Source organism: Neobacillus mesonae (genome assembly GCF_023715155.1).
Classification (GTDB): Bacteria; Bacillota; Bacilli; order Bacillales; family Cytobacillaceae; genus Neobacillus; species Neobacillus mesonae_A.
Map to the genome: position 1 here is coordinate 21,152 of NZ_JAMBNQ010000010.1, position 22,274 is coordinate 43,425.

Below are 22,274 nucleotides of genomic sequence, written 5' to 3' on the forward strand. Positions count from 1 at the left end.
GTATCTTTTAAATCCCGCCAACATACTCAAGATTTAGATTCGACGTATCATCAAATTGAAGATTCTTTGGTATTTTCATATAAAGGATCGTTTGGCCTTCTCCTGAATGAGATTCGTGGCCGAATAGCTTTTCACCATTAAATTGTCTCACAGGAAATGTGTTAGTAAACTGTGCCAATCTTATCTTGTTTTTGGGTGAATTAGTGATAAGCAGTTGTCCATCTGCTATTTCCAGCTGCGGCGGATGCGCCAGTTTTGAAATGTCCAGATTATTGACTTCAGACCTTGTCATATAGAACCCGGCTTCGATGTGACCGTCATTTTTCTCCTTCCTTTCCACCATGACATTCACGTCAAAGAAAGTATCACTATTTTTCTTCATCTTCAGCTGATTGCCCTGAAAATCAAACTCCCACTTTTTATATAAAAAATTATCGTTAAACTCTTCAATATTTCCGGCCTGCGCTGCATGATATAAATCCATACTTTCCTTTTCCATCACATCAACGTTCACCTTTTTCAATTCAGTCATACTTTTATCCGGAAGGAAAAAGCTTACAATCATACAAATGATCAGAAAGGCAAAATAACCTGCGAAAAACCTGCTGACTTTTTTACTGTAAGCAGTATTGCCTCTCCTTATAGCACTTTTCCCCAGCTTTACGGTCAAACCAAAAACAATGCCGATAACTATAAGTAAGATCAGAATAGAATTAATTATCATGATGATTTAACCTCCATTCGATTGGACAAAACAAATGCCCCCGTAAATAACAAAGCTAAGGTGCAGATGACTTTAATGGAAAATAATGCAATGGATGGCTCCGTGAAAAAGAAGCGATAAAGCCCTTGAATAATAGCGCCCTCTCCCCTCATTCCATCCAGAAACACACCACCAATAAATACAACAGGAAGTACAAAAGCAAACAGCCGGTTTAATTGGACAAGCGTTCCAACCAAATAACCTAATGCACAAAACAGAAAAATATACAGAATCGATGCAAAGATGCCGGACAGCATATCCGTGATCGATGCTAAATCAGCCGGACCGCTGATATAAAGATCTTTTTTAAGCAGAGAAATCATTATTTTCACCAAAAAGGTTGATAGAACCGCTGTCACACCGCCAATTATGCTTGCCGTCAGAAGGAACAGCATATTTGAGAAATTACTGGTGATCCGGTTTGTCACGAATAGAAAATCATCATTTCGATATGCCTTTGTTGTGATTAAGACAGCCGTGATAAACCCCCACAGTATAGTAAAAGCAACCACTACGTCTGCAGAATAATAATGAAGCTCCAAATCAATTAGTCCGCCGCCGCTCCCCATCATACCGGTACCGCCTAATGAAAACAAAACAGCGATGACTTGAATCATAACCAGTGACATAAATACCTGAATATAGGCCTTAAGCTTATAAGCATACTGCTGCTTTACCATTTCAGGCAGGCTAACCTTTGTTAAAGACATCATCAATGCCCCCCTTGGTTTTACTTGTTAAATAGACACAGAGATTACTAGAACTTACGTGTGAAATACTTATACCAGCCACTTTCGCTTTCTCCAGCTCAACCTCTGTGAAATCATTTTTAACCACTACATAAAGATAATCAGGCACATCACTCTTTGAAAAAATAATTTCCCGGCCCTGTGTCCATTCTTTCACGACATGGGTCTTTCCTTGAAATCCTATCGCCCACTCTTTTAAATCAGCTATAGGGATATGAAGAAGTTCACGTCCCTCTTTGATCAGCAGAATATCTTCTATTAAATTTTCAATTTCCTCCAAATGATGACTTGAGAGAATAATGGTCCGTGGATAAGCAATATAGTCTTTAAGCAGTGCACGGTAAAAATCACTCCGGACTGCGGCATCCATACCGGTTGTAGGTTCGTCAAAAATGGTTAATGATGTTCTGGCAGCCAAGCCTAATATCATATTAAAGGTGCTCTTCATTCCTTTTGATAGATCATTGTGATACTGGGATGGGCGGAAGGAAAAATATTCAAACAACCGCTGGGCAAATTCCCGGTCCCAATTTTTATAAAATCCTGCCATTGTATCTAGTATTTCTTGAAGTGTTAACGCTGTTGGAAGGTTTAATTGATCGTGGATAAAAAGTACGTTGGCGGAAACAGTTAAATTGTTAAAAGGTCTTTCTGAAAAGACACGTACCTCTCCGGATGTTTGCTGAAAATAACCCGCAAGAATTTTTAAAAAGGTTGTTTTCCCTGCGCCATTACGGCCAATTAATCCGGTAATTGTATTTTCTTCTATGCTGCAGGAAAAATGGTTGAGCGCCATTTTACCGCCAAAGGTTTTTGTTAATCCTCTGCACTCTACTATACTCATTCCTTTTCCACCTCCACATTTACTTCTTTGATCATCGTGATTAACTCCTGTTTGCTTACATTCAGCCGATGGGCTTCCATTACAATTTCCTGGACCAAGCGTTTTAAGGTTTGGTTTTTCCGCTTGCTTAAAATCATGTCTTTGGCATTGCCTGCGACAAACATGCCTAGTCCGCGCTTTTTATAAAGAATTTGTTCTTCCGCCAATATGTTCAACCCCTTTGCTGCAGTTGCCGGGTTAATATTAAAAATGTCTGCCAGCTGATACTGGGAGTAGATTTTTTGATCACTATTGAAATTCCCATCAAGAATCTCATTCTCCAGCCATTCTGATAGTTGAATATAAATGGGTCTTGTCCCGTCCAGATTAAGAGCCATTCATTGTGCCCCCTTTCAATCTGACATAGTACATTACTGTTGTAATGTACTATACTATGTATGGAAAATAAATGCAATAGGCGATAGCTGTTTTCAAAAAAGTTTTGGTGGTACGGTATTATTCAAATGGTTGATGAGATTTTTGCACTATGGCTAAGATCATTGCTGCCAAAGGTTCGACCTATTTTAACGAATATTTGATTCAATCCTAACTTAGGCTTGGTGAGTTTCAACCAAACGTTCATTTGACTTTTTAGACATAAAGACAGCAGCCAAATGACTTTTATTCAAGATGGACTACCGCTATACTTAGAAACAAGATACATTTTTCAGGAGGAATGAGGCTTGGAGAGAACGATTAAAGATCAAATGACCTTACATAATGGTGTCACAATGCCGGAGCATGGCTTTGGCGTGTATAAAATGACCGACAAATCCGAATTGGAAACCGCCGTTCATAAAGCACTGGAATTTGGATACCGTTCGTTTGATACAGCACAAATGTACCAAAATGAAACTATTCTCGGTGAAATCCTGCATAATGGTCCTGTCACAAGAAAGGAACTGTTTATTACAACCAAAATAAATAATAGCAGCCAAGGGTATGACCAATCATTGTTTACCTTTGAAGAATCATTAAATGACCTGCAGCTTAGCCAGCTGGATCTTCTGCTTGTCCATTGGCCAAGCGAAAAACATTTTTTCGAAACATGGCGTGCCTTTGAGAGATTATATGAGGAAAAAATGGTGCGGGCGATTGGTGTCTGTAATTTTCAAATTCATCATCTTGAAAAATTAAAAACAAAGGCGAATATCATGCCGATGGTGAATCAAATCGAAATCCACCCTTATATGACTCAAAAAGAATTAAGAGGATATCTGCAAGAGGAAAACATTGCTGCTGAGGCATGGGGGCCGCTGGCAAGAGGAATGGTGTTAACCGATGAGACGATAGTAGAAATCGCAAAACGCCTCCAGAAAACGCCAGCACAGATAGTACTGCGCTGGCATTTGCAAAATAGATCTATTTTTATTCCTAAATCAAGCACCCCCATTAGGATTGAAGAAAACACTAATATCTATGACTTTGAACTTTCTGCTGAAGATATGGCCCGAATTGACAGTTTAAATAAAAACCACCGAACTGGGCCCAATCCCGATGAGATCTACCCAACCATTTAAGGTTTTTAGATGGACAAAAAGGCACCGTTCTTTTGATAAACGGTGCCTTTTCCCTTCATGGCGGACAAATGTCCCCGTGCGGTGCCTGACGCATTAGTATTGTTGATGTGGTTTATTCATCCATGCTTGAAAGGGAAGATAAGTGTTTTCTGGAAGGACCCGGTACATGGGGATACTGCGTTTATCCGGCGGAAGAGCTATTTGTTCATATATAAACTTATCTTCGAAGCCAATTTTAGATGCATCTTCACCTGTACAGGCGTAAAACACGTTTTTTAATCTGGCCCAATAAATCGCTCCTAAGCACATAGGGCACGGCTCACAACTTGTATAGAGCTCACATCCGGTCAGCTGGAAACTATTTAAATAATGGCATGCCGCCCGTATTGCCTGCATTTCCGCATGTGCAGTCGGGTCTTTTAGCGCTGTTACTTGATTGCGGCCCACACTGATGATTTGACCATTCCGAACCACAATTGCCCCAAACGGTCCGCCTCCGTAAGTAAGCACATTTTCAAGTGCAGCATCAACAGCCATCTTCATGTACATTAATTCGTTCATAGCTCCCCCCTAGTATCGTCATCTGATCCATTTACTACCAATGTATTATCTGCCCTAAGAAAAAAGAATGAAAAAAATGCAGAAAAATGGTGCCAAGCACCACAAAAGGACAACTGCCCTCTTGTAGTGGACAAATCTTTCAATTCGTCCACAAAACGATGCCTGACACCATAAATGACTGTAAAGATTATCTTTCCTGTACAGGAGCTTCTTCCCATGACTCTACATTTTTAAGTCCTTTAATAGTAGATTTGTGGAAGACAGGATTTTTACCATTTGCTTTTTGTTTTGTATAGTCACCAAGTGCTTTGAAAGCAATTTTTCCAAGCAGCAAAATTGCGATTAAGTTAATAATCGCCATTAAAGCCATGAACAAGTCTGCGAGATTCCAGACAAGGCTTAATTCTGCAACTGAACCGAAAGCGACCATGGCAACTACAGCAAGACGGTAAATAGTAAGCACAACCTTGCTATTTTTAATAAATTCAATATTTGATTGGCCGTAGTAATAATTACCGACAACAGAGCTGAAGGCAAACAAGAAGACAATTACCGTAAGGAAGATTCCAGCCCATGTTCCAAGTGAACCCTCAAGAGCATTTTGTGTTAACACAATTCCATTTGCTTCAGATGATTTATACATCCCTGATAATAAAATAATAAAAGCAGTGGCACTACAAATGACAAGTGTATCGACAAAAACACCAAGAGCTTGAATCAATCCCTGCTTTGCCGGGTGACTGACGGTTGCAGTTGCGGCAGCATTTGGCGCACTTCCCATACCTGCTTCATTGGAGAACAGCCCGCGCTTAATTCCGTTCATCATTGCCGCTGCAAATGCACCGCCGGCAGCTTCTTTTAAACCAAAGGCACTTTCAAAAATCAATTTAAATACATTCGGAATTTCCGTAATGTTAGTTAACATAATAAACAGAGCAAGTAAGATATATGCCCCAGCCATTACTGGCACCATCCACTCAGCCACTTTTGCAATCCGTTTTAGTCCGCCGAAAATGATGATGGCTGTAATGACCGCTAAAATAACAGCAATAACACCAGTACTAATTCCGAATGAACTGTGCAGCGAACTAGCAATTGTATTGGCTTGAACAGAATTAAAGGCTAGTCCGAATGTTAAGGAAATCAAAACGGCAAACGTGACTCCCATCCAGCGGGCATTCAATGCCTTTTCCATATAATAAGCAGGACCGCCGCGGAATGTATCCCCGTCTTTTACCTTGTAGATTTGTGCAAGAGTCGCTTCAACGAAGGCTGATGCGGAGCCAATTAAGGCAATCAGCCACATCCAGAAAACAGCACCTGGACCACCGGTTGTGATAGCAATTGCAACACCTGCAAGATTACCTGTACCTACACGAGAAGCCGTACTGATACAAAAGGCCTGAAAGGATGAAATCCCCTTCTTTTCTCCTGTTGCCCCCTCACCAAGCAATCGGAACATTTCTTTGAACATCCGAAATTGAACAAATTTTGTATTGATAGTAAAATATAAGCCCGATCCAATTAATAAAATTATTAACACATAAGACCAAAGCAGATTATTGGTCCCATTTACGAAATCTTCAATAATTTTCATAGTTTCACTCCCTTACCCAAAGAAAAATTCACTATTCTAATATAACAAATGTTCAGAAATACAACAATGTTTTAAATTCCCATCTACCCTATGAAATACTCCTGCCATAAAACAATTTCGTTCAAGCCATTTGCTCGTTCAGAGAGCCTTCCTAAGCCTTACATCTTAACGCTGTTTTTGAATTATTTTTTATGTATTAATAGTGTTTACGATTCAACCGTTTTTAATATAAATAGTTGTGTTATTGTTTAGAAACAGAAACTTATAAACCTTATCAAAAAAAAGAAGCGGTAAAACCGAAAAAACGGCTGTACCACTTCTTTTTACTGAAATTAGATACTAAGATGCTCTTTTTAAATGTTTAAATTGCCCTTTAGATAAAACTGTTTTTTCAAGGCGATATGCCATGATTCCTGCAAATACTGCGAGAACGATGTCCTTTGGCAGAGGGGGAATCATCCACAGCCAAGCCATTTCGTACGTAAAGCCTTCCGGAGCTGTGAACCACAATTTATATGCATAGTACATCCAATTTGTCCCGAATAGGTAATTGATCGTCATCCCAATCAGGGCCGCTGTAATAAAAGCTGGCATTGACTTTTTCTTTTCAACCATTTTCCCGCTGACAAAAGCAAGAAATATAAACGAGACAATAAAGCCAAATGTCGGACTGAGTATAGTTGACGGGCCGGCACCAAACTTTGAAAAAACCGGCACTCCTATTAAACCAACCAACATGTAGCTAATCATGGCAATCGAGCCTAATCGGCTTCCTAAAATTAATCCTGCTAGAATAGCAAAAAAAGTCTGCAGTGTAATAGGAACCCCGCCTACCGTTAGAAAAGGAGCAATGGTAGTAATATTTGCTCCAATACCCATTAAGGCAACAAACATTCCAATAAGAGTTATATCTAATGCTTTAAATTTCATCTACTCTCCCACCTTGTCGATATATTCCTTATTTTTAAGATAAATCGAACGAGGCAGTATTGTCAACCTATTTTTAATATAGGTTGACAATAGTTTTTTCCATGAGAGATTAGAAGACAGAGTTTTCAGCATTAATATAACCTGCTCCATAAACATTCGGGTCTTTATTCTTCCACATATCTGTCCCTTTTTTAAGCCTCTCTTTAATTTCGTCTGGTGTTGCACCAGGCTTGCTTTGCTTCATTAAAGCCACTACACCGGCACAAAATGGTGTTGCCATCGAAGTTCCAGAAAGAACGAAATAGTTCGTATCGACACGATTGGCTTTTTGCAATTTGTCTAAATAAGAATTAGGTGACCGTAGTGATATGATATTTACCCCCGGTGCCAGAATATCCGGTTTAATTTCTTTGTATAGTGTCGGCCCCCTGCTTGAAAAACTTGCCACCACATCATCTGATCTAGTCTCAAGTGTATTCTTATCATCAAGTGCTCCTACTGTAATCACTTTATCGCTAATTCCCGGGCTGGCAATGGTATTCGGATCGGGGCCTTCGTTCCCGGCAGCTACGCAGACAACAATCCCTGCTGCCCAGGCTTCTTCAACCATCTTCACCATTGGGTCTTCATTTTCACTGCCAAAATTTTGTGCTGAACTGCCCAATGACATACTAATGATGTCAATTTTATCTTTATTCTCGATGCACCAATCAACGCCCTGCATCACAGTTTCCAGTGACCCTGAACCGATTTTATCTAACACTTTTACTCCTATAAGGTTTGCTTCCGGAGCTGGACCTGCATATTTAAAGGAGGAGGCAGCACCGTCACCCGCAGCATCCCCGGCACAATGTGTTCCATGTCCATTATCATCATATGGATCTGTTCTTCCATTAACAAAATCTACGAAACCAGTAATTCTCCCGGCAAGGTCTTGATGGGGATAAATTCCTGTATCAATGACGGCGATGGTTACCCCCTTTCCCGTTAATTCTGTCCCATTTCTGCTGACAACTTTTTTCGCATGCGCGGACGGGACAGCGACATCTAGCAATGCTTTCACTTCACGGTTTAAATATACCTTTCTAATATGGTTACAGCTGGTTAAAATCCCTTCTAATCCATTCGGCGTCAAATCAGCACTGCAGCAGGAAATCCTTGAAAAGTCTCGTTTCAGGCCATTACGGGCATGATTTTTCAACACCTCTTTTACCTCTTGGCAGCCAGCCTGATAGCAGCCTTTTTCAAACTCAATAATAACGGATAGTTTCCTGCTTCGTTTAATGAAGCCTTCGAACATATTATGCAAAAAACAAGGGGTCCATTTAAATGGTTTATATAAATTCAGGATATTTTCCCGCAACGGTTTTTCAAGCTTGTGAGCATGGGCTCGTACCATTTGAATCATCGAATAACCAAACAATCTATCTCTCTCCTTTCATAACTTTTCTACCATGCTATGAAAATCGAAAAATATGGTAACGGTGTTTGTCCCACTCAACCAGGCTGAAGCTGCCCTAGTTTCGCAAATATTTCCGGTGTATTCTGAATGTTTACAGAAAATTTATAAAGCGGATTTATCTTCTTATATAAGAAGAAAATTGTTCAAAAAGCTTCAAGCTCTAAGATGCTAAGAAGAATATTTCTCCAGCTGTCGAATATAAAAAATAAAAGAGGATAGTCCAACGGAAAGGGGAATGGATTTGGAATCGATAAAGGTAATGATTAAGAAATTGATGGAGACAAGGTCAAGGCTATTAAGGGAAGTTACTGCACTGAGTTATGGAGAGCTCAATAGAAAGCCAAAGAAGAATGCATGGAGCATTGGGCAGGTATGCCACCATCTATATTTGACAGAAAGAGCTTTTACAGAGGCCATTATCTACGGTCTTAAAAAGAATACGATTCATAGCAATGAAGTAGAACCAAAACCAATCCACCTATTAAACGACCGTTCAAAAAAAGCAGATGCTCCCGAAATGGTCATTCCAAGTGAAACTGCTTTTGTCATCCAACAGGTAATCTTTATGTTAGAAGAATCGAGGGGAAAACTACTTGATGTCTTAAATAGAATTGAAGATGAATCCTCATTAAAAGAAAAAGCAGTCAAACACCCCGTATTCGGCTATCTCCCCCTCTATCAATGGATAGAAACTGAATACCTGCACGAGCAAAGACACATTGAACAAATTAAAGAAATTAAATCATTCATTCTGCAATAAGAAATAGTCAGGCACCTATATAAGGAGCCCAGTTACAGCATAGAGCGATCGCAGGTGCCTGACACAAAAAGCAAAAAAGAAAAGACAAGGGGCTGCACCGGAAGGAACACTGATCCACTCACCCCCATAAAATAGGAGTAAGAATCCATATTACTTCAACAAGAAGGGAAAGATGTGGTGGTTTTACTATGAAGACTCCCAGGCCGGACGGCCATTTATTTAAAAATCTTCAAGAAAGAAGGATGTCATTTGAACATGTATTTATGAGGATTAAAGAGTTTATGAATGCAGACCCAGGAGGAAACTTCCGTTTAATGGTGGGAACGGACTCCCAGGTTCATAAACGTCATACGGTCTTCATAACAGGAATTGTCATCCAAAACAAAGGAAAAGGTGTTTGGGCATGCATTAAAAAGGTCATTATCCCCCGTAAAATGACGCAGCTGCATGAGCGAATATCACTTGAATTATCATTGACTGAAGAAATTGTGGCATTATTCACTGAAGAGAAAAAAAACGAACTGATTGAAATTGTGCTTCCTTACGTTTATAAAGGAGCAACCTTTTCCATGGAGGGACATATCGACATTGGGGCTGAAAAAAGAAATAAAACAAGCGAATTCGTCAAAGAAATGGTTACCAGAATGGAATCCATGGGTGTCGAACCGAAAATCAAACCCAATGCCTTTGTTGCTTCAAGCTATGCCAACCGATATACCAAATAAATACCACTCCCCCACTACCTTTTTCACCCATTTTGTCTGCTCCAGATGGACAAATTATACCATTGTCTACGAAGGCTTCAGTCACTATAAAAGTTCCCCATAAAATTTTCTATAAAGGACTGACAGCACAAAGGCACCACATCTGCGGTGCCTTTGTGCTGTATTGAACAGATACTTCTATAGAGCTGATTCAACTTCGTCTGCCATGATTTTGACTGATTTTAGACCGCCGCCGCTTAGGTACCAGGTGTCAGCGTTTAAGTAGATAATTTTTCCGTTTTTATAGGCATTTGTTTTCTTTACAAGGTCATTTTCAATCGTTTGTTTGGCGTTAGATTCGCCGCCAATAGCAACATTACGGTCAATGACAAACAAATAATCTGGGTTTTTTTCCATAATGTATTCAAAGGTGATACTCTGTCCATGAGTAGAAACTTCAATATTCTTGTCAGCCGCCCCGAAGCCAAACACATCATGAATTAACCCAAAGCGGGAACTTGGTCCGTAAGCACTGACTTTTCCTTCGTTGGCCATGACAATCAGCGCTTTCTTATTTGCAGTTGAGATTTCCTTATGAACTGCCTCAATTATACCTTCAATATCTTTCATTTTTGCTGCAACTTGATCTTCTTTTCCAAAAACCTTCCCTACAAGATTCATATTTTTCTCAAATGAATCCATGTAATGGGTGTAATCAAAGTCAATAAATACAGTTGGTGCAATCTCTGCAAATTGGTCATATAATTCCGCCTGCCGCGCTGAGATAAAGATTACATCCGGTTTCATTGAATGAATCGCTTCAAAATCAGGTTCTTTCAAACTGCCGACATTCGTATATTTTTTATCCTTATATTTTTCGAGATATTTAGGAACTGTTGTCTGCGGGACACCTGTTACTTCAACTCCCAGTTCATCTAATGTATCTAAAATACCAAAGTCAAAAACAACTACCTTTTGAGGATTCGTTTTTACAACTGCCTTGCCATACTTATGTTCCACTGTTATTTTATCAGCCGATTCCGAACTTCCCGATGACTGATCAGCCGTGCTCTCATTTTTACCGCCGCAAGCAGCCAGCACAAGAATAATCGAAAAGACAACACTAAGCAGACTCCACTTTTTCATCTAATCATCTCCCTTAATTATGAATTAAAATATACACAGATACGGCATCCATCCATTTTTTGAATAGGAATATCCATATCATAAATTTCCTTTAAAGCATCAGACTGGATAATATCTTCAGTCGGGCCATTTTTCACGACTCTGCCATCCTTCATGGCGACAATCCAGTCTGAATAAACGGAGGCAAAGTTAATATCGTGCAGGACAATGACAACCGTTTTTCCAAGATCATCAACAAGCCGGCGTAAAATCTTCATAATCTGGACGGAATGTTTCATGTCCAGGTTGTTAAGCGGTTCGTCCAGTAAAATATACTCCGTATCCTGTGCGATTACCATTGCGATAAATGCGCGCTGCCGCTGTCCTCCCGACAGTTCATCCAAGTATTGGTCCTGCATATCCGTTAAATGCATATATTCAAGTGATTGATCCACAATCCGTTCATCCTCGTCCGTCAGCCGCCCCTTTGAGTAAGGAAACCGGCCAAAAGAAACAAGCTCCCTAATCGTCAGCCGGACATTCATATAATTAGACTGTTTTAGAATTGACACCCGTTTGGCAAACTCATTGGATTTCATCTTCCGGGCATCCGCTTTGTCGATAAGTACTTCTCCTGTATCAGCATCAAGCAGCCGGCTTACCATTGAGAGCAAGGTCGACTTCCCTGCTCCGTTCGGTCCAATGAAAGAGGTTATTTTTCCAGGCTGAATCGTAACCGATACATCCTCCACAACCGCCTTTTTTCCGTAAAACTTGGACAGTGAAAGAACTTCAATCATTGAGCATTCCTCGCTTTCAATAGTAAATAGATGAAATAGACTCCGCCGAAAAAGTTAATGATAACACTGAGTGTCGTGGAAAAAGTAAATACCCTTTCCACCACCCATTGACCGCCAACCAGGGCAATGATACTCATAATTATCGCCCCGGTGATTAATGTCCGGTGCCGATAGGTTTTGAAAAACTGGTAGGACAGATTGGCAACAATCAAACCAAAGAAGGTAATCGGACCGACCAGAGCTGTTGAAATGGAAATAAAAATGGCAACGATTATCAGCATTTGCTTAACAATGGTATCATAGGGAACTCCCAGATTAATGGCCGTTTCTCTTCCCAGCGACAATACATCCAAATATTTAATAAACCGCCAGGCATAAATCAGGACGCCGCCCACAATCACGACCGCCAGCCATACTAAATCTGAATTAATATTATTAAAACTTGCAAACATCCGGTCTTGCACAATCTGGAACTCATTCGGATCAATTAATACTTGAAAGAAAGTCGAAATGCTCGAAAAGAACGTTCCGACAATAATTCCGACGAGCAGTAAAAAATAAATCTGCTGTCCGCCTTTTTTGAATAAAAAGCGGTAGAGCAATAGTGCAAACATAATCATGACGGCAACAGATATCAAAAAGTTTACCTCTTTATTAACCGCAAGCATGTGTCCGGACCCAAGAAAGAATATAATCAAGGTTTGTAATAACAAATAAAGTGAATCAAGTCCCATAATGCTTGGTGTTAAAATTCTGTTATGGGTAATAGTTTGAAACACAACTGTTGCATAAGCAATGGTAAGACCAGTGATAACCATGGCAACGACTTTCACCACACGCCTTGGCAGGGCATAATCAAAGCTTCCGTTTAAATCATGGAATAGATAAATGGCACAGCATCCTGCAGCGATCAATGCAAGAACAGCCATTTTCATCGAGTTACGCATATTTTTTCCTCCGGAATAGCAGATATAAGAAAATGCCGCTTCCGATAACACCAACCATGAGACTGATCGAAATCTCATACGGGTAAATGACTACCCTGCCTAAAATGTCGCAGACAAGAAGGAAAATCGCACCAAGCAGTGCAGTATGCGGCAATGTTTTTTGTAAATGGTCACCTTTAAAAATAGAAATAATGTTAGGAATAATTAAGCCAAGAAATGGGATAACTCCCACGGTTAAAACGACTGTCACCGTTATCAGTGCCACCAGAATCAAGCCAATATTGACAACTCTCCGATAGGCAAGCCCAAGATTTTTTGAAAAATCCTCTCCCATTCCCGCAACCGTAAAACGATTGGCATAGAAATAGGCGATAATAATGATAGGAATGCTTATGTATAATAACTCATACCGGCCCTTCATGATCATTGAAAAGTCACCTTGAAGCCATGCCGACATATTTTGAATTACATCCGCCTTGTAAGCAAAAAAGGTGGTAATGGATGACAAAATATTCCCGAACATCAGTCCGACAAGCGGAATGAATATCGCGTCCTTAAACTTAATACGGTCAAGAATCTGCATGAACAAGAATGTTCCGGCAATGGCAAAGGCAAACGCTACTGCCATTTTTTCCAACATGGCTGCATTTGCAAAAACCAGCATCGAAACAAGAATCCCAAGCTTTGTGGCATCCAACGTTCCGGCCGTAGTTGGTGAGACAAACTTATTACGGCTCAACTGCTGCATAATCAATCCGGAAATACTCATTCCCGCACCGGCAAGCAAAATTGCCACAAGTCTCGGCAGCCTGCTGATCAAGAATATCTGCGTTTCCTCAGATTGCACGTTTAGCAAATCCAAAGGCGAAATACTGCTTACGCCAATGAATAATGAGACGGCTGACAGCACTATTAATGTAAGTAGTAAGTATCGTTTCTTCATGGCTTCCCCAACATTTCTTTTCCTGTCTTTCAATGACATTGAAAATCATTATCAACTAATCTTACAATCTGATTATATCATTGCCGGAATTTAAGTCAATGCTAATTGAGAATTTTTATCAATAATATTTCCAAATTGTGTGTATTATCATTCCCTTTTTATTCCTTTTTACCCCTATGAAAATATATTTTTGCCGCTCATAATGGACTTCCGTTGCCACATACATTCAACTTAGGAGGTGATGGGATTGAAAAAAGGGGTAACTGCTGCTTTTCTTTTTCTCATGATGGTATTTTTGAGCGGCTGCTTTGGCGACCCAATCCAGGATGATTTGGTGAATTATATTAATAATGAAATGAAGGATGCAGCGGAATACGAAAAAACGGCTGTTTCAGCTTATGAAAGTGTAACTGGTGCAAACTTTGTCGATGACCAAACACTTTATGACACCCTAATGAATGATGTGATTCCCAATTATAATTCATTAATTAAGGAGCTGGACAAGGCAAAAATTGAGACAGATGAACTGAGGGAAATTCACGAGATTTATATAGAAGGGGCCGATATTCAATATAATGCGTTCGCAAAGATTAAACAGGCCCTTGAGGAGCAGGACGCAAACTTAATTCAAGAGGCAAATGAGATGCTGGCAGATGCCCGCAAGCACATTCGTGAATATCAAACCAAGCTCGAGAAGCTGGCGAAAGAACATGACGTAAAGCTTGAGAAATAAGATTTTGCAGTTTTAAAGATGATTTCAACCCAACCCATTTTTCCACCGATGGGTACCTCTTTATTTACGCATCGGTGGTATTTTCATATAAGTTGCAATCCGCCAAACCCATTCCAAAGGTCCGTAATGAAAATACCGCAGCCAGAATGAACTGAAAATGAACTGGACGACATAGATAGCCAGGCATAAATAAAGGGATTCAAGGTATGTAATTCGGCCGAATAATTCAAACATATGTCCAGCGAGTAAGAGCAGTGCTGTCTGAGATACATAATTTGTCAGTGCCATCCGTCCATAGTTTTTTAATGGAAAAAATAGCAGCTTAAGGATGCCCTCCCGCTGCACAAGAAGTGCGAACGTCCCAGCATAAAAAGCCGACACAATCGGGCCGATGGTAATCCCGATACGATAAAAATGCTGTATTTCCGGTGTTTCAACACCAAAGTTTATCGGAGCATACTGGTTTTGGTATGCGATGCCGGCAATCGCAAGAATCAACATGATTCCTGTAAAAACAGCTGCCTTTTTTAGTGGAAATCTATCAAACACATGATACTGTCCAGCGGCGATTCCTAAAAGCATGAGCGGCAGTACCATAAAGATTTTGAAAGAAAAAAGGGCAAACACAAGCAGCATCATCAAACCAGCTATCAAATTTATCACTTTATCTACTTTATAAAAAGGAAGAATCAGCAGACCGCTCACTGCATAAATGGTCAGTGCTTCCCCTGGATGAAATTGCACATGAATTAAACCAAAGAGAAACAGGACAGCCATCCTTCGCAAAAACAGGACATAACCATTTCTCCCCTTGGCATTGGCCCGAGTAATGAAAATATAGAACCCTGCCCCAAATAGAAAGGTGAAAATTGTATAGAACCGGCCTTCCACAAATAAATACAAAAATCTCCAGTACGCGGCATCCGATGAATGTGCAGCCGGTTCGGGAATTCTAAGGAGCGGCCCTGCATTCACTAAAATAATGCCCATCAATGCAAATCCCCGCAAATAATCAAGCAGCTCAATCCTTCTGCTCAGTTCCAATTGTTTCACCTCCCGTCACTGTCTGACACTAATCCTGTCCATCACGATAGTAAATTAACTTTATCATAGCAAAATCTATCAACTCCCCGCTATTAAACGGCAAAAAAGCGCCTTGATTCCCCAATCAAGGCGCTTTTTTCATTCATTTATCGTATCCCTCATTATATGAATCCTTAAAAAACCATTAGACAGTTTCTAATACTGGCTGAAGCATCGTTCCGTTCGCTGCAAAATTAGTATGCCATGAGAAGGCTTTTTCCAATACGTGCGGCGTCTGTCCGCCTCTTGTAAGAGCTTCTCGGTAATATTCTCGCAGCTGTTCACGGTACATTGGGTGGGCACAGTTTTCAATGATTAATTCCACACGCTGTCTTGGTGCGAGCCCGCGCAAATCAGCATATCCCTGTTCTGTAACAATGACGTCCACATCATGTTCTGTATGGTCAACATGCGAAACAAACGGCACAATACTAGAAATTTTCCCGCCTTTGGCAATGGATTTCGTTACAAAAATGGCTAACCGGGCATTACGTGCGAAATCCCCCGATCCGCCGATTCCGTTCATCATTTTTGTCCCTGAAACATGGGTTGAGTTAACATTTCCGTATATATCTAACTCAAGTGCCGTATTAATCGAAATTAATCCGAGACGGCGGATAATTTCTGGATGATTGGAAATTTCCTGCGGCCGCATGATTAATTTGTCACGATATTTTTCAAAATTTCCGTACACTTGTTTCATCTTTTCTTCAGAAAGTGTAATGGAACAGCAGGATGCAAAGTTCACTTTACCGGCATCAATTAAATCAAAGACTGCATCCTGAAGCACCTCTGAATAGACTTCCAAATCCGTAAACTCTGATTCCAGCATACCGTGCAGAACAGCGTTGGCAACAGATCCTATCCCTGATTGAAGTGGTGCAAGACGTTCTGTCAGCCTTCCAGCTGCTACTTCCTTACGTAAGAAGTCCATTAAATGATTCGCCATGATCATGGTCTCTTCATCCGGAGGTACAATCGTTGAAGGTGAATCCTGCTGATTTGTAAAAACAATTCCCTTTACTTTTTCAATATCGACAGGAATTCCAATCGTACCAATACGATCATCCACTTTAGTTAATGGAATCGGACCTCTTTCCCCTTGTTTACCAGTATCATATAAATCATGGAGCCCTTCCAGGTTTACTTTATGAGACATATTGATTTCAATAATAACGGCTTTTGCATTTAAGGCAAAGGATAAAGAATTTCCTATAGACGTGGTTGGAATAACCATCCCGTCTTCCGTAATTGAATACGCTTCCAATATAGCGAAATCTACTGGGTCCATTACCCCCGCACGAACCAATTCTGCAGTATGTGACAAGTGTTGATCAACAAATAACATTTCCCCATTATTAATTTTGCTGCGCATGGTTGGGTCAGCCTGAAATGGAAGTCTTTTTGCCAGAATCCCCGCTTCCGCAAAAAGCTTATCCACATCGGACCCTAACGATGCTCCCGTATAGACGTTAACCTTAAACGATTCTGTTTCTGCCCGCTTTACTAAAGCAAATGGTACCGCTTTCACATCACCTGCACGTGTAAATCCGCTTAACCCCAATGTCATCCCGTCTTGAATCCATGATGCTGCTTCTTCTGGTGAAACAACGCGATCCTTAAGCCGCTGATCCCTTATACGATCCAAATTATTTTCCATATCCCATCCCACTCCCAAAATATGAAGTTACCATTATTTTAACGTAAAATAATAGGTTGTCAGCGATTTCAAGGATATATTACGTAAAATTCAGACAAACCAGCATTTTCGTATCCCGAGGCAGAATATTTTTACCTATCAGATTTTTCGACAAAGTCTGCTAACTATTTTAGAAAGATTAAAACCCTAACAGCCTGCGAAAGTAACTGGAGTAAGACTGGCTGACAGGTACCCGGTCTCCATTATTCATGGATAGAATAAAGGTGGAATGGGTATCAGGAAAAATTTCCTTAATATGTTTGACGTTCACGATAAACGACCGATGGCATCGAATAAAATGTTCCTTTGGCAGCACAAACTCAAATTCCTGCAGGGAATACTTATGAGTGCCGCAGTGTTCTTTTGCATGAACATAGGTCTTTTTTTCCTTTGATTCAAGATATAGCACTTGTGAAAACGGAAGCGGTATCCAGCCGTCATCGCTTTTAATTGTCACAACCAGCTTTCCGCTTGTCAATGCAGGAAATATTGCAGTCACGCACCCTTCAAGCTTTCCCTCATGGAAAAACGGAACGGCCATCCCATGATAGGGAATTCCAAATACATCACGGTCAATAAACTCCGATACCTTTTGTCCCGAGTGGACGGCCTTATAAGCAATCGTGCCTTCCTTTAAAACATCCCCGCGGCGGATTTTCAAATCAACCCGTTTGCTTGGTCGGTAATAAATATATTCATTGGTATTTGAAACCGCAATGGAAATCTCTTCCGAAAATAGTTCGCTAATAACGTCCAATAACGATACAACCGTAATACTCTCCATAAAAACCCCCACTTTGTTATACAACCTATCTATATCAACACAAACATGTGAATCACAAAAGCACAAAGAAAAATCATCGCGGCGGTTAAATGAAATTTGCGGCGGAAACCTGAAGCTTTTTTGTGCCGCAGCCAGCCGGCAAACAAAGTTAAACACAGCATGCCAATGGACAGATAGCCGGTCAGCAGTTTGAAATGAGCAAAACCAATTACCGGGCCGATTTGCGTTAAATTGATCAGTGCATGGCCGGCAATGACAACCGTCCCCCAAATAGCAATAGGAATATGCCATTTCATGAAATGCCGGGAAAACTTAGCCAAACGAATCTTTACTTTGCGGACAGATGTTTTTCGAATGACCAAAAAAATAAAATACATATTAATATTGATTAATAATAAGATAAGACCCACTTGTGCCAGAAGCTGTCCGGTTACAATCAGCGAGCTGTCATGCGAGCGGAAAATCCAAATATATACGATAGAAATCACAATTAGAAAAACATTCACAAACGTCCAAATCCGGTGATACAAAAGTACTGCCTCCTAGTTGGCCCTAAACCAGCCGATAGATTAAAAATCGTTCCTTTGCATCCCGTAAATAATCATGAGGCAAAATGATTTCCTTTTTACATTCAAAAGCCGTTTCTTTTTCAAGAAAATAAATATAATCATCTGATGGATAATACAGAATCAGTTCGATATCCCGCTCCGTGTTCTCAAAGGAAATGACTATATGATTTATGATACTCCTAAAGATTTGTATCGAAAATGGGTTAAAAAAATAAAACCGGTTGTCTAATGGGTCAATCTTATATTCCTCTGCCAAACAGCAATAAAACCGAATTCTATCCAAACGTTTTTTCGTTATTCTTCTATAAGATTTGCTATTTTCAAGCGCTGCTTTGTACAGTGTTTCATTCATTTCAATGCCTGTAACCGAAGCTTGGAAAAAATAATGAAGATAAAAGTTCAGCCGCCCCTTGCCACAGCCAAAGTCCACCACATGATCGGTCTTGTTCACTTCATATTCCTCAAATAAAAGTTCAAGCGCACTATAGGGTGTAGGCTCATATGGATAGTATCGAAGCGGCTTTTGCGCTGGTCCCTCTAACCGGTCTCCTCTTGTATTAATATTCAGCAATCTATCATAATAATGTTCTTTCATAATCATACTCCCAACAAAAGCTGTACAAAGGTTGACGACATCTGCTTGTCCTGAATGAATTTCTTATTTATTTCCTATAGTGTCATCCATCTTAATCCTTTTGGATAATGGTTTTTCAGTATATGATTAGAAAGCTTTCCCCATCCGATGGAATAGCCGTCAACCTCTACCAAGTACCATCCTTTATCACCTTCAAGACTAAGTGATTTCCTTTTAGAAAAGCAAGAATTTCAAGAGAATCCTTATCCAGGCTATATTTATGTTTCACCTGATCTCCTTTTAATGACATTGCCAGGGCATGGGATGGCTCAGACCGATTTTTCTTCATGGTGCCTAAATGCAGACCAGGAAGTATCACTTTCAGATTCTCAAAGGAAAGCATGCCATCAGGAACCAGATACAATTGATCGCCAAATAAGACGAACTCCCCCATTGGCACTTCCTTCAGGTTCTCTTTTGCAAACTCGAAATAACTTTTTAAAAGTTTCGGGATACTTCCTCTTTACAGGCTCCTCACCATCTATTTTTCTTAAAACGGCAATATAATGTCCTTCCCCTTTAAGCTGATGCGGCCACAGTCTGATTGTCTTTTCAATATTGGCGGCAGGTTCCGAAACCCATTCCTTTCTTCCAGAGCCAAAGCCTTCGTAAACCTTCACATCTTCTATTTCAAAATTTTGATTCTATTAAGTGAAAAAACATGTTTTTCGTAGGTTAGCTGCCGGTGTAATGGCTGTTGCGCTTACTGTCAGCCTATTTGGCGGGGCGAAGCAGGCGAATGCACAAGCGGCTTTAAACGTAAATGCTGATGGTGCTATTTTGGTAGATGCAGAAACAGGAAAGATTCTCTATGAAAAGAATGCTGACAGTCCGCTTGGAGTTTCCAGTAGTTGTAAGAATTGGCTGATTGTCCCCTCATTTTCTTCCGGTGAGAAGGTACAGGTTGAATAAACAAGTTTGCCCCCCGGAAGCAGCATTTCCCCGGCATGATGCAAAATATCAAGCTGCCATGCTGCACATTGCTCTACATTCTCTAAACTCCATTCCTCGCTGGCATCGTGGTCTTTACCGAACATCCCTTCACCGGAACATGGAGCATCCACCATCACTCTGTCAAAATATCCAGGGAACCTTTCTGCCAGCCTGGACGGAATTTCATTTGTAACCACAGCATATCTAATTCCCATGTACTCCATATTCTGGGACAAAACCTTCGCCCTCGCCGGATAGAGTTCATTCGTTAGTAAAAATCCTTCCTGATTCATTCTTTCCGCAATATGAGTAGTATTACCGCCAGGTGCGGCACATAAATCCAGCACCCGCTCCCCTGGCTTAGGATCAAGGATTTCCCGGCTGCCATCGCACTCGGCTCCTGTATATAATATAAACCAGCATCATGATATGGATGTTTGCCCCGCCGATCCTCAAACTGGTAATAAAACCCTTCTTTAACCCATGGGATTTTTGTTAAAGAAAAAGGACTTATGGTTTCGAATTATTCTATCGAAAGCTTCAAAGTATTTACTCTGAGCCCCTGCACTTTTTGATTCTCATAACTATTTATAAAATCTTCATATTCATCCTGTAGCAGCCGCTGCATTTTGGTTTGAAAATCTTTTGGTAAATTCACGCTGGATGTCACCTCAAACCTATCTTGAGTCATTAAGAATTATACCAAAATTTTTCAAAAAAATCGTCAATCCCCAAAAGCAAAAATTGGCTAAATCACTTGAACAACCTAGAAAATTCTGTTATATTACAATTAAGTAAATACTTCTTACTTCAATACCTTTTGAAGTGAGGATAGAGGCGCGAAAACCATTAGTACACTTTCAGAGAATAATGAGGTTCTATGACGGTTGTGGAAAGGGGAATTTGCCGAAGTATCAAGGAACTCATTGATCTTGATGCTGGTTCTGTGTTGAATAAGCGCAGGATTGTCATATAGGAAACTATATGGAGGGCTATCTCACGCATGGGAACTTGTTTTTTAAAATGTTTCTACTGCAGCAGCGAGGAGGTCCTTACTGCTGTTTTTTTGCGTTGATTAAGAAAGGCCTAACCACCTCTAATTTTTATTAAAAATTTTTAAAGGGTGATTATAATGAAATTCGGCCAAGTTTTAACCGCTATGGTTACACCATTTGATCAACAAGGCGAAATTGATATTAACGCTGTAAAGAATCTAGTAAATCATTTAATTGCAAATGGTACGGAAGGAATCGTTGTTTCCGGAACAACCGGAGAATCTCCTACCCTGACGACCGAAGAAAAAGTCGAGTTATTTAAATTAGTAGTGGAGACTGCTGCTGGAAGAGTTCCGGTCATCGCAGGCACCGGCTCCAACAATACAAGAGCTTCCATCGCTCTTACTAAAAAAGCAGAAGAAGCTGGCGTAGATGGTGTTATGCTCGTTGTACCTTACTATAATAAGCCATCTCAGGAAGGTCTCTATCAACATTTTAAAACGATTGCTGAATCCACACCGCTGCCAATTTTGCTTTATAATATTCCAGGCAGAACATCAATCAATATGTCTGCTGATACCATTGTCCGCCTTTCAGAAATTGAGAATATTGCGGCTGTCAAAGAGGCCAGCGGCAATTTAGACGCAATGGCAGATATTATTGAAAGAACGCCTGAAAACTTCTTACTATTCAGTGGTGATGATTCTTTAACACTTCCGGTTCTATCGATTGGCGGTGCTGGTATTATTTCTGTTGCTTCACATGTAATCGGAAATGAAATGCAGGAAATGATTAATCGCTTTAAGAGCGGCGATATCCAAGGTGCTGCTTCCCTTCACCGCCGTCTGCTGCCGCTTATGAAAGGTTTATTTGCGGCACCAAATCCAACTCCTGTAAAAGCAGCATTGAATATAACTGGAGTCCCTGTAGGCGGAGTTCGATTACCATTAGTACCTTTGACTGCAGAAGAGGAACAGACGTTAAAAGGTTTGCTTCCCCGGGTAACTGTATAACGTTTAAGCGTTGACCACGAAGGAATTTAGGACCTGCACATTCTGCGGCCCAAATATGAAAAAAGCCCCTGCCAAGCTCGGCAGGGG

The 22,274-nt window shown here is 40.4% G+C and carries 26 protein-coding genes, 1 pseudogene and 1 riboswitch; of the genes and pseudogenes, 6 read left to right on the forward strand and 21 right to left on the reverse strand.

What is annotated here, in order from left to right:
- Nucleotides 1–7 precede the first annotated feature (7 nt).
- From M3183_RS10810 to M3183_RS10825, 4 genes are read right to left on the reverse strand one after another with little or no spacing between them, the layout of a single operon-like run.
- A complete protein-coding gene (locus M3183_RS10810; protein WP_251469375.1) occupies nt 8–724 on the reverse strand; it encodes a hypothetical protein in 717 nt (238 codons plus the stop codon).
- Nucleotides 721–1,476 (reverse strand): hypothetical protein, encoded by a 756-nt coding sequence (locus M3183_RS10815; protein ID WP_251469378.1) that lies wholly within the window; start codon nt 1,474–1,476, stop codon nt 721–723. Before M3183_RS10815 ends, M3183_RS10810 begins: the two co-directional genes overlap by 4 nt.
- A complete protein-coding gene (locus M3183_RS10820; RefSeq protein ID WP_251469381.1) occupies nt 1,454–2,356 on the reverse strand; it encodes an ABC transporter ATP-binding protein in 903 nt (300 codons plus the stop codon). The genes M3183_RS10815 and M3183_RS10820 overlap by 23 nt, the downstream gene beginning before the upstream one ends.
- Nucleotides 2,353–2,733 (reverse strand): GntR family transcriptional regulator, encoded by a 381-nt coding sequence (locus tag M3183_RS10825; protein WP_251469384.1) that lies wholly within the window; start codon nt 2,731–2,733, stop codon nt 2,353–2,355. Before M3183_RS10825 ends, M3183_RS10820 begins: the two co-directional genes overlap by 4 nt.
- Before the next feature lie 345 nt (nt 2,734–3,078).
- Here M3183_RS10825 and M3183_RS10830 point away from each other — a divergent pair, with 345 nt between their 5' ends.
- Complete coding sequence (locus tag M3183_RS10830) at nt 3,079–3,915, forward strand: aldo/keto reductase (RefSeq protein ID WP_251469388.1); 837 nt, start codon at nt 3,079–3,081, stop codon at nt 3,913–3,915.
- 93 nt (nt 3,916–4,008) lie between these two features.
- Here the strand turns inward: M3183_RS10830 and M3183_RS10835 are convergent, their stop codons facing one another.
- The 4 genes from M3183_RS10835 to M3183_RS10850 all read right to left on the reverse strand — a co-directional run bounded on the left by M3183_RS10835 (nt 4,009) and on the right by M3183_RS10850 (nt 8,426).
- Entirely contained in the window at nt 4,009–4,476 is a 468-nt protein-coding gene (locus M3183_RS10835; protein WP_251469393.1) for a nucleoside deaminase, read from the reverse strand.
- 187 nt (nt 4,477–4,663) lie between these two features.
- Complete coding sequence (locus tag M3183_RS10840) at nt 4,664–6,073, reverse strand: alanine/glycine:cation symporter family protein (protein ID WP_251469395.1); 1,410 nt, start codon at nt 6,071–6,073, stop codon at nt 4,664–4,666.
- Between the two features lie 339 nt (nt 6,074–6,412).
- Complete coding sequence (locus M3183_RS10845) at nt 6,413–7,003, reverse strand: biotin transporter BioY (protein ID WP_251469400.1); 591 nt, start codon at nt 7,001–7,003, stop codon at nt 6,413–6,415.
- 109 nt (nt 7,004–7,112) lie between these two features.
- On the reverse strand, nt 7,113–8,426 hold the full coding sequence (locus tag M3183_RS10850) for a S8 family peptidase (RefSeq protein ID WP_251469403.1): 1,314 nt from the start codon (nt 8,424–8,426) through the stop codon (nt 7,113–7,115).
- Between the two features lie 274 nt (nt 8,427–8,700).
- Here M3183_RS10850 and M3183_RS10855 point away from each other — a divergent pair, with 274 nt between their 5' ends.
- Together M3183_RS10855 and M3183_RS10860 are read left to right on the forward strand one after the other, a co-directional pair.
- Entirely contained in the window at nt 8,701–9,225 is a 525-nt protein-coding gene (locus M3183_RS10855; protein WP_251469406.1) for a DinB family protein, read from the forward strand.
- Nucleotides 9,226–9,413: 188 nt separating this feature from the next.
- Nucleotides 9,414–9,950, forward strand: a complete 537-nt coding sequence (locus M3183_RS10860; protein ID WP_251469408.1) for a ribonuclease H-like YkuK family protein — start codon at nt 9,414–9,416, stop codon at nt 9,948–9,950.
- 177 nt (nt 9,951–10,127) lie between these two features.
- Here the strand turns inward: M3183_RS10860 and M3183_RS10865 are convergent, their stop codons facing one another.
- The 4 genes from M3183_RS10865 to M3183_RS10880 are packed head-to-tail and all read right to left on the reverse strand — an operon-like array spanning nt 10,128 to nt 13,744.
- Nucleotides 10,128–11,075, reverse strand: a complete 948-nt coding sequence (locus M3183_RS10865) for a siderophore ABC transporter substrate-binding protein (protein ID WP_251469411.1) — start codon at nt 11,073–11,075, stop codon at nt 10,128–10,130.
- Nucleotides 11,076–11,092: 17 nt separating this feature from the next.
- Nucleotides 11,093–11,854 carry an iron ABC transporter ATP-binding protein gene (locus M3183_RS10870; RefSeq protein ID WP_251469415.1) on the reverse strand — a complete coding sequence of 254 codons (762 nt, stop codon included), beginning with the start codon at nt 11,852–11,854 and terminating at the stop codon, nt 11,093–11,095.
- A complete protein-coding gene (locus M3183_RS10875; RefSeq protein WP_251469419.1) occupies nt 11,851–12,801 on the reverse strand; it encodes an iron chelate uptake ABC transporter family permease subunit in 951 nt (316 codons plus the stop codon). Before M3183_RS10875 ends, M3183_RS10870 begins: the two co-directional genes overlap by 4 nt.
- Nucleotides 12,794–13,744 carry an ABC transporter permease gene (locus M3183_RS10880; protein ID WP_251469422.1) on the reverse strand — a complete coding sequence of 317 codons (951 nt, stop codon included), beginning with the start codon at nt 13,742–13,744 and terminating at the stop codon, nt 12,794–12,796. Before M3183_RS10880 ends, M3183_RS10875 begins: the two co-directional genes overlap by 8 nt.
- 247 nt (nt 13,745–13,991) lie before the next feature.
- Here M3183_RS10880 and M3183_RS10885 point away from each other — a divergent pair, with 247 nt between their 5' ends.
- Entirely contained in the window at nt 13,992–14,477 is a 486-nt protein-coding gene (locus M3183_RS10885) for a hypothetical protein (RefSeq protein ID WP_251469425.1), read from the forward strand.
- 60 nt (nt 14,478–14,537) lie between these two features.
- Here M3183_RS10885 and M3183_RS10890 read toward each other — a convergent pair whose 3' ends face one another.
- From M3183_RS10890 to M3183_RS10915, 7 genes are all read right to left on the reverse strand, one after another.
- Nucleotides 14,538–15,530, reverse strand: a complete 993-nt coding sequence (locus tag M3183_RS10890; RefSeq protein WP_311315360.1) for a DUF418 domain-containing protein — start codon at nt 15,528–15,530, stop codon at nt 14,538–14,540.
- A 175-nt stretch (nt 15,531–15,705) separates the two neighbouring features.
- Entirely contained in the window at nt 15,706–17,220 is a 1,515-nt protein-coding gene (locus M3183_RS10895; RefSeq protein ID WP_251469428.1) for an acetyl-CoA hydrolase/transferase family protein, read from the reverse strand.
- A gap of 178 nt (nt 17,221–17,398) precedes the next feature.
- Nucleotides 17,399–18,043 (reverse strand): LytTR family DNA-binding domain-containing protein, encoded by a 645-nt coding sequence (locus M3183_RS10900; RefSeq protein WP_251469433.1) that lies wholly within the window; start codon nt 18,041–18,043, stop codon nt 17,399–17,401.
- Nucleotides 18,044–18,072: 29 nt separating this feature from the next.
- Nucleotides 18,073–18,573, reverse strand: coding sequence for a hypothetical protein (locus M3183_RS10905; RefSeq protein WP_251469436.1), 501 nt, complete (start codon nt 18,571–18,573; stop codon nt 18,073–18,075).
- A 22-nt stretch (nt 18,574–18,595) separates the two neighbouring features.
- Nucleotides 18,596–19,207, reverse strand: a complete 612-nt coding sequence (locus M3183_RS10910; protein ID WP_251469438.1) for a methyltransferase — start codon at nt 19,205–19,207, stop codon at nt 18,596–18,598.
- A gap of 74 nt (nt 19,208–19,281) precedes the next feature.
- Nucleotides 19,282–19,380 carry a methyltransferase RsmF C-terminal domain-like protein gene (locus tag M3183_RS27440; RefSeq protein WP_396953715.1) on the reverse strand — a complete coding sequence of 33 codons (99 nt, stop codon included), beginning with the start codon at nt 19,378–19,380 and terminating at the stop codon, nt 19,282–19,284.
- On the reverse strand, nt 19,374–19,700 hold the full coding sequence (locus M3183_RS10915; RefSeq protein WP_311315366.1) for an RsmF rRNA methyltransferase first C-terminal domain-containing protein: 327 nt from the start codon (nt 19,698–19,700) through the stop codon (nt 19,374–19,376). The genes M3183_RS27440 and M3183_RS10915 overlap by 7 nt, the downstream gene beginning before the upstream one ends.
- Nucleotides 19,701–19,936: 236 nt before the next feature.
- On the opposite strand from M3183_RS10915, the gene M3183_RS10920 reads away from it, so the two are divergent.
- Nucleotides 19,937–20,158, forward strand: coding sequence for a hypothetical protein (locus M3183_RS10920; RefSeq protein ID WP_251469621.1), 222 nt, complete (start codon nt 19,937–19,939; stop codon nt 20,156–20,158).
- Here M3183_RS10920 and M3183_RS27080 read toward each other — a convergent pair.
- On the reverse strand, nt 20,056–20,526 hold the full coding sequence (locus M3183_RS27080) for an RsmB/NOP family class I SAM-dependent RNA methyltransferase (protein WP_311315361.1): 471 nt from the start codon (nt 20,524–20,526) through the stop codon (nt 20,056–20,058). The genes M3183_RS10920 and M3183_RS27080 overlap by 103 nt on opposite strands.
- A pseudogene (locus tag M3183_RS27085) lies at nt 20,469–20,870 on the reverse strand (hypothetical protein). The gene M3183_RS27080 and the pseudogene M3183_RS27085 overlap by 58 nt, the downstream one beginning before the upstream one ends.
- A 133-nt stretch (nt 20,871–21,003) precedes the next feature.
- Nucleotides 21,004–21,182: riboswitch (Lysine riboswitch) on the forward strand.
- A gap of 129 nt (nt 21,183–21,311) precedes the next feature.
- Here M3183_RS27085 and dapA point away from each other — a divergent pair.
- A complete protein-coding gene (gene dapA, locus M3183_RS10930; protein ID WP_251469444.1) occupies nt 21,312–22,187 on the forward strand; it encodes a 4-hydroxy-tetrahydrodipicolinate synthase in 876 nt (291 codons plus the stop codon).
- Nucleotides 22,188–22,274 lie beyond the last annotated feature (87 nt).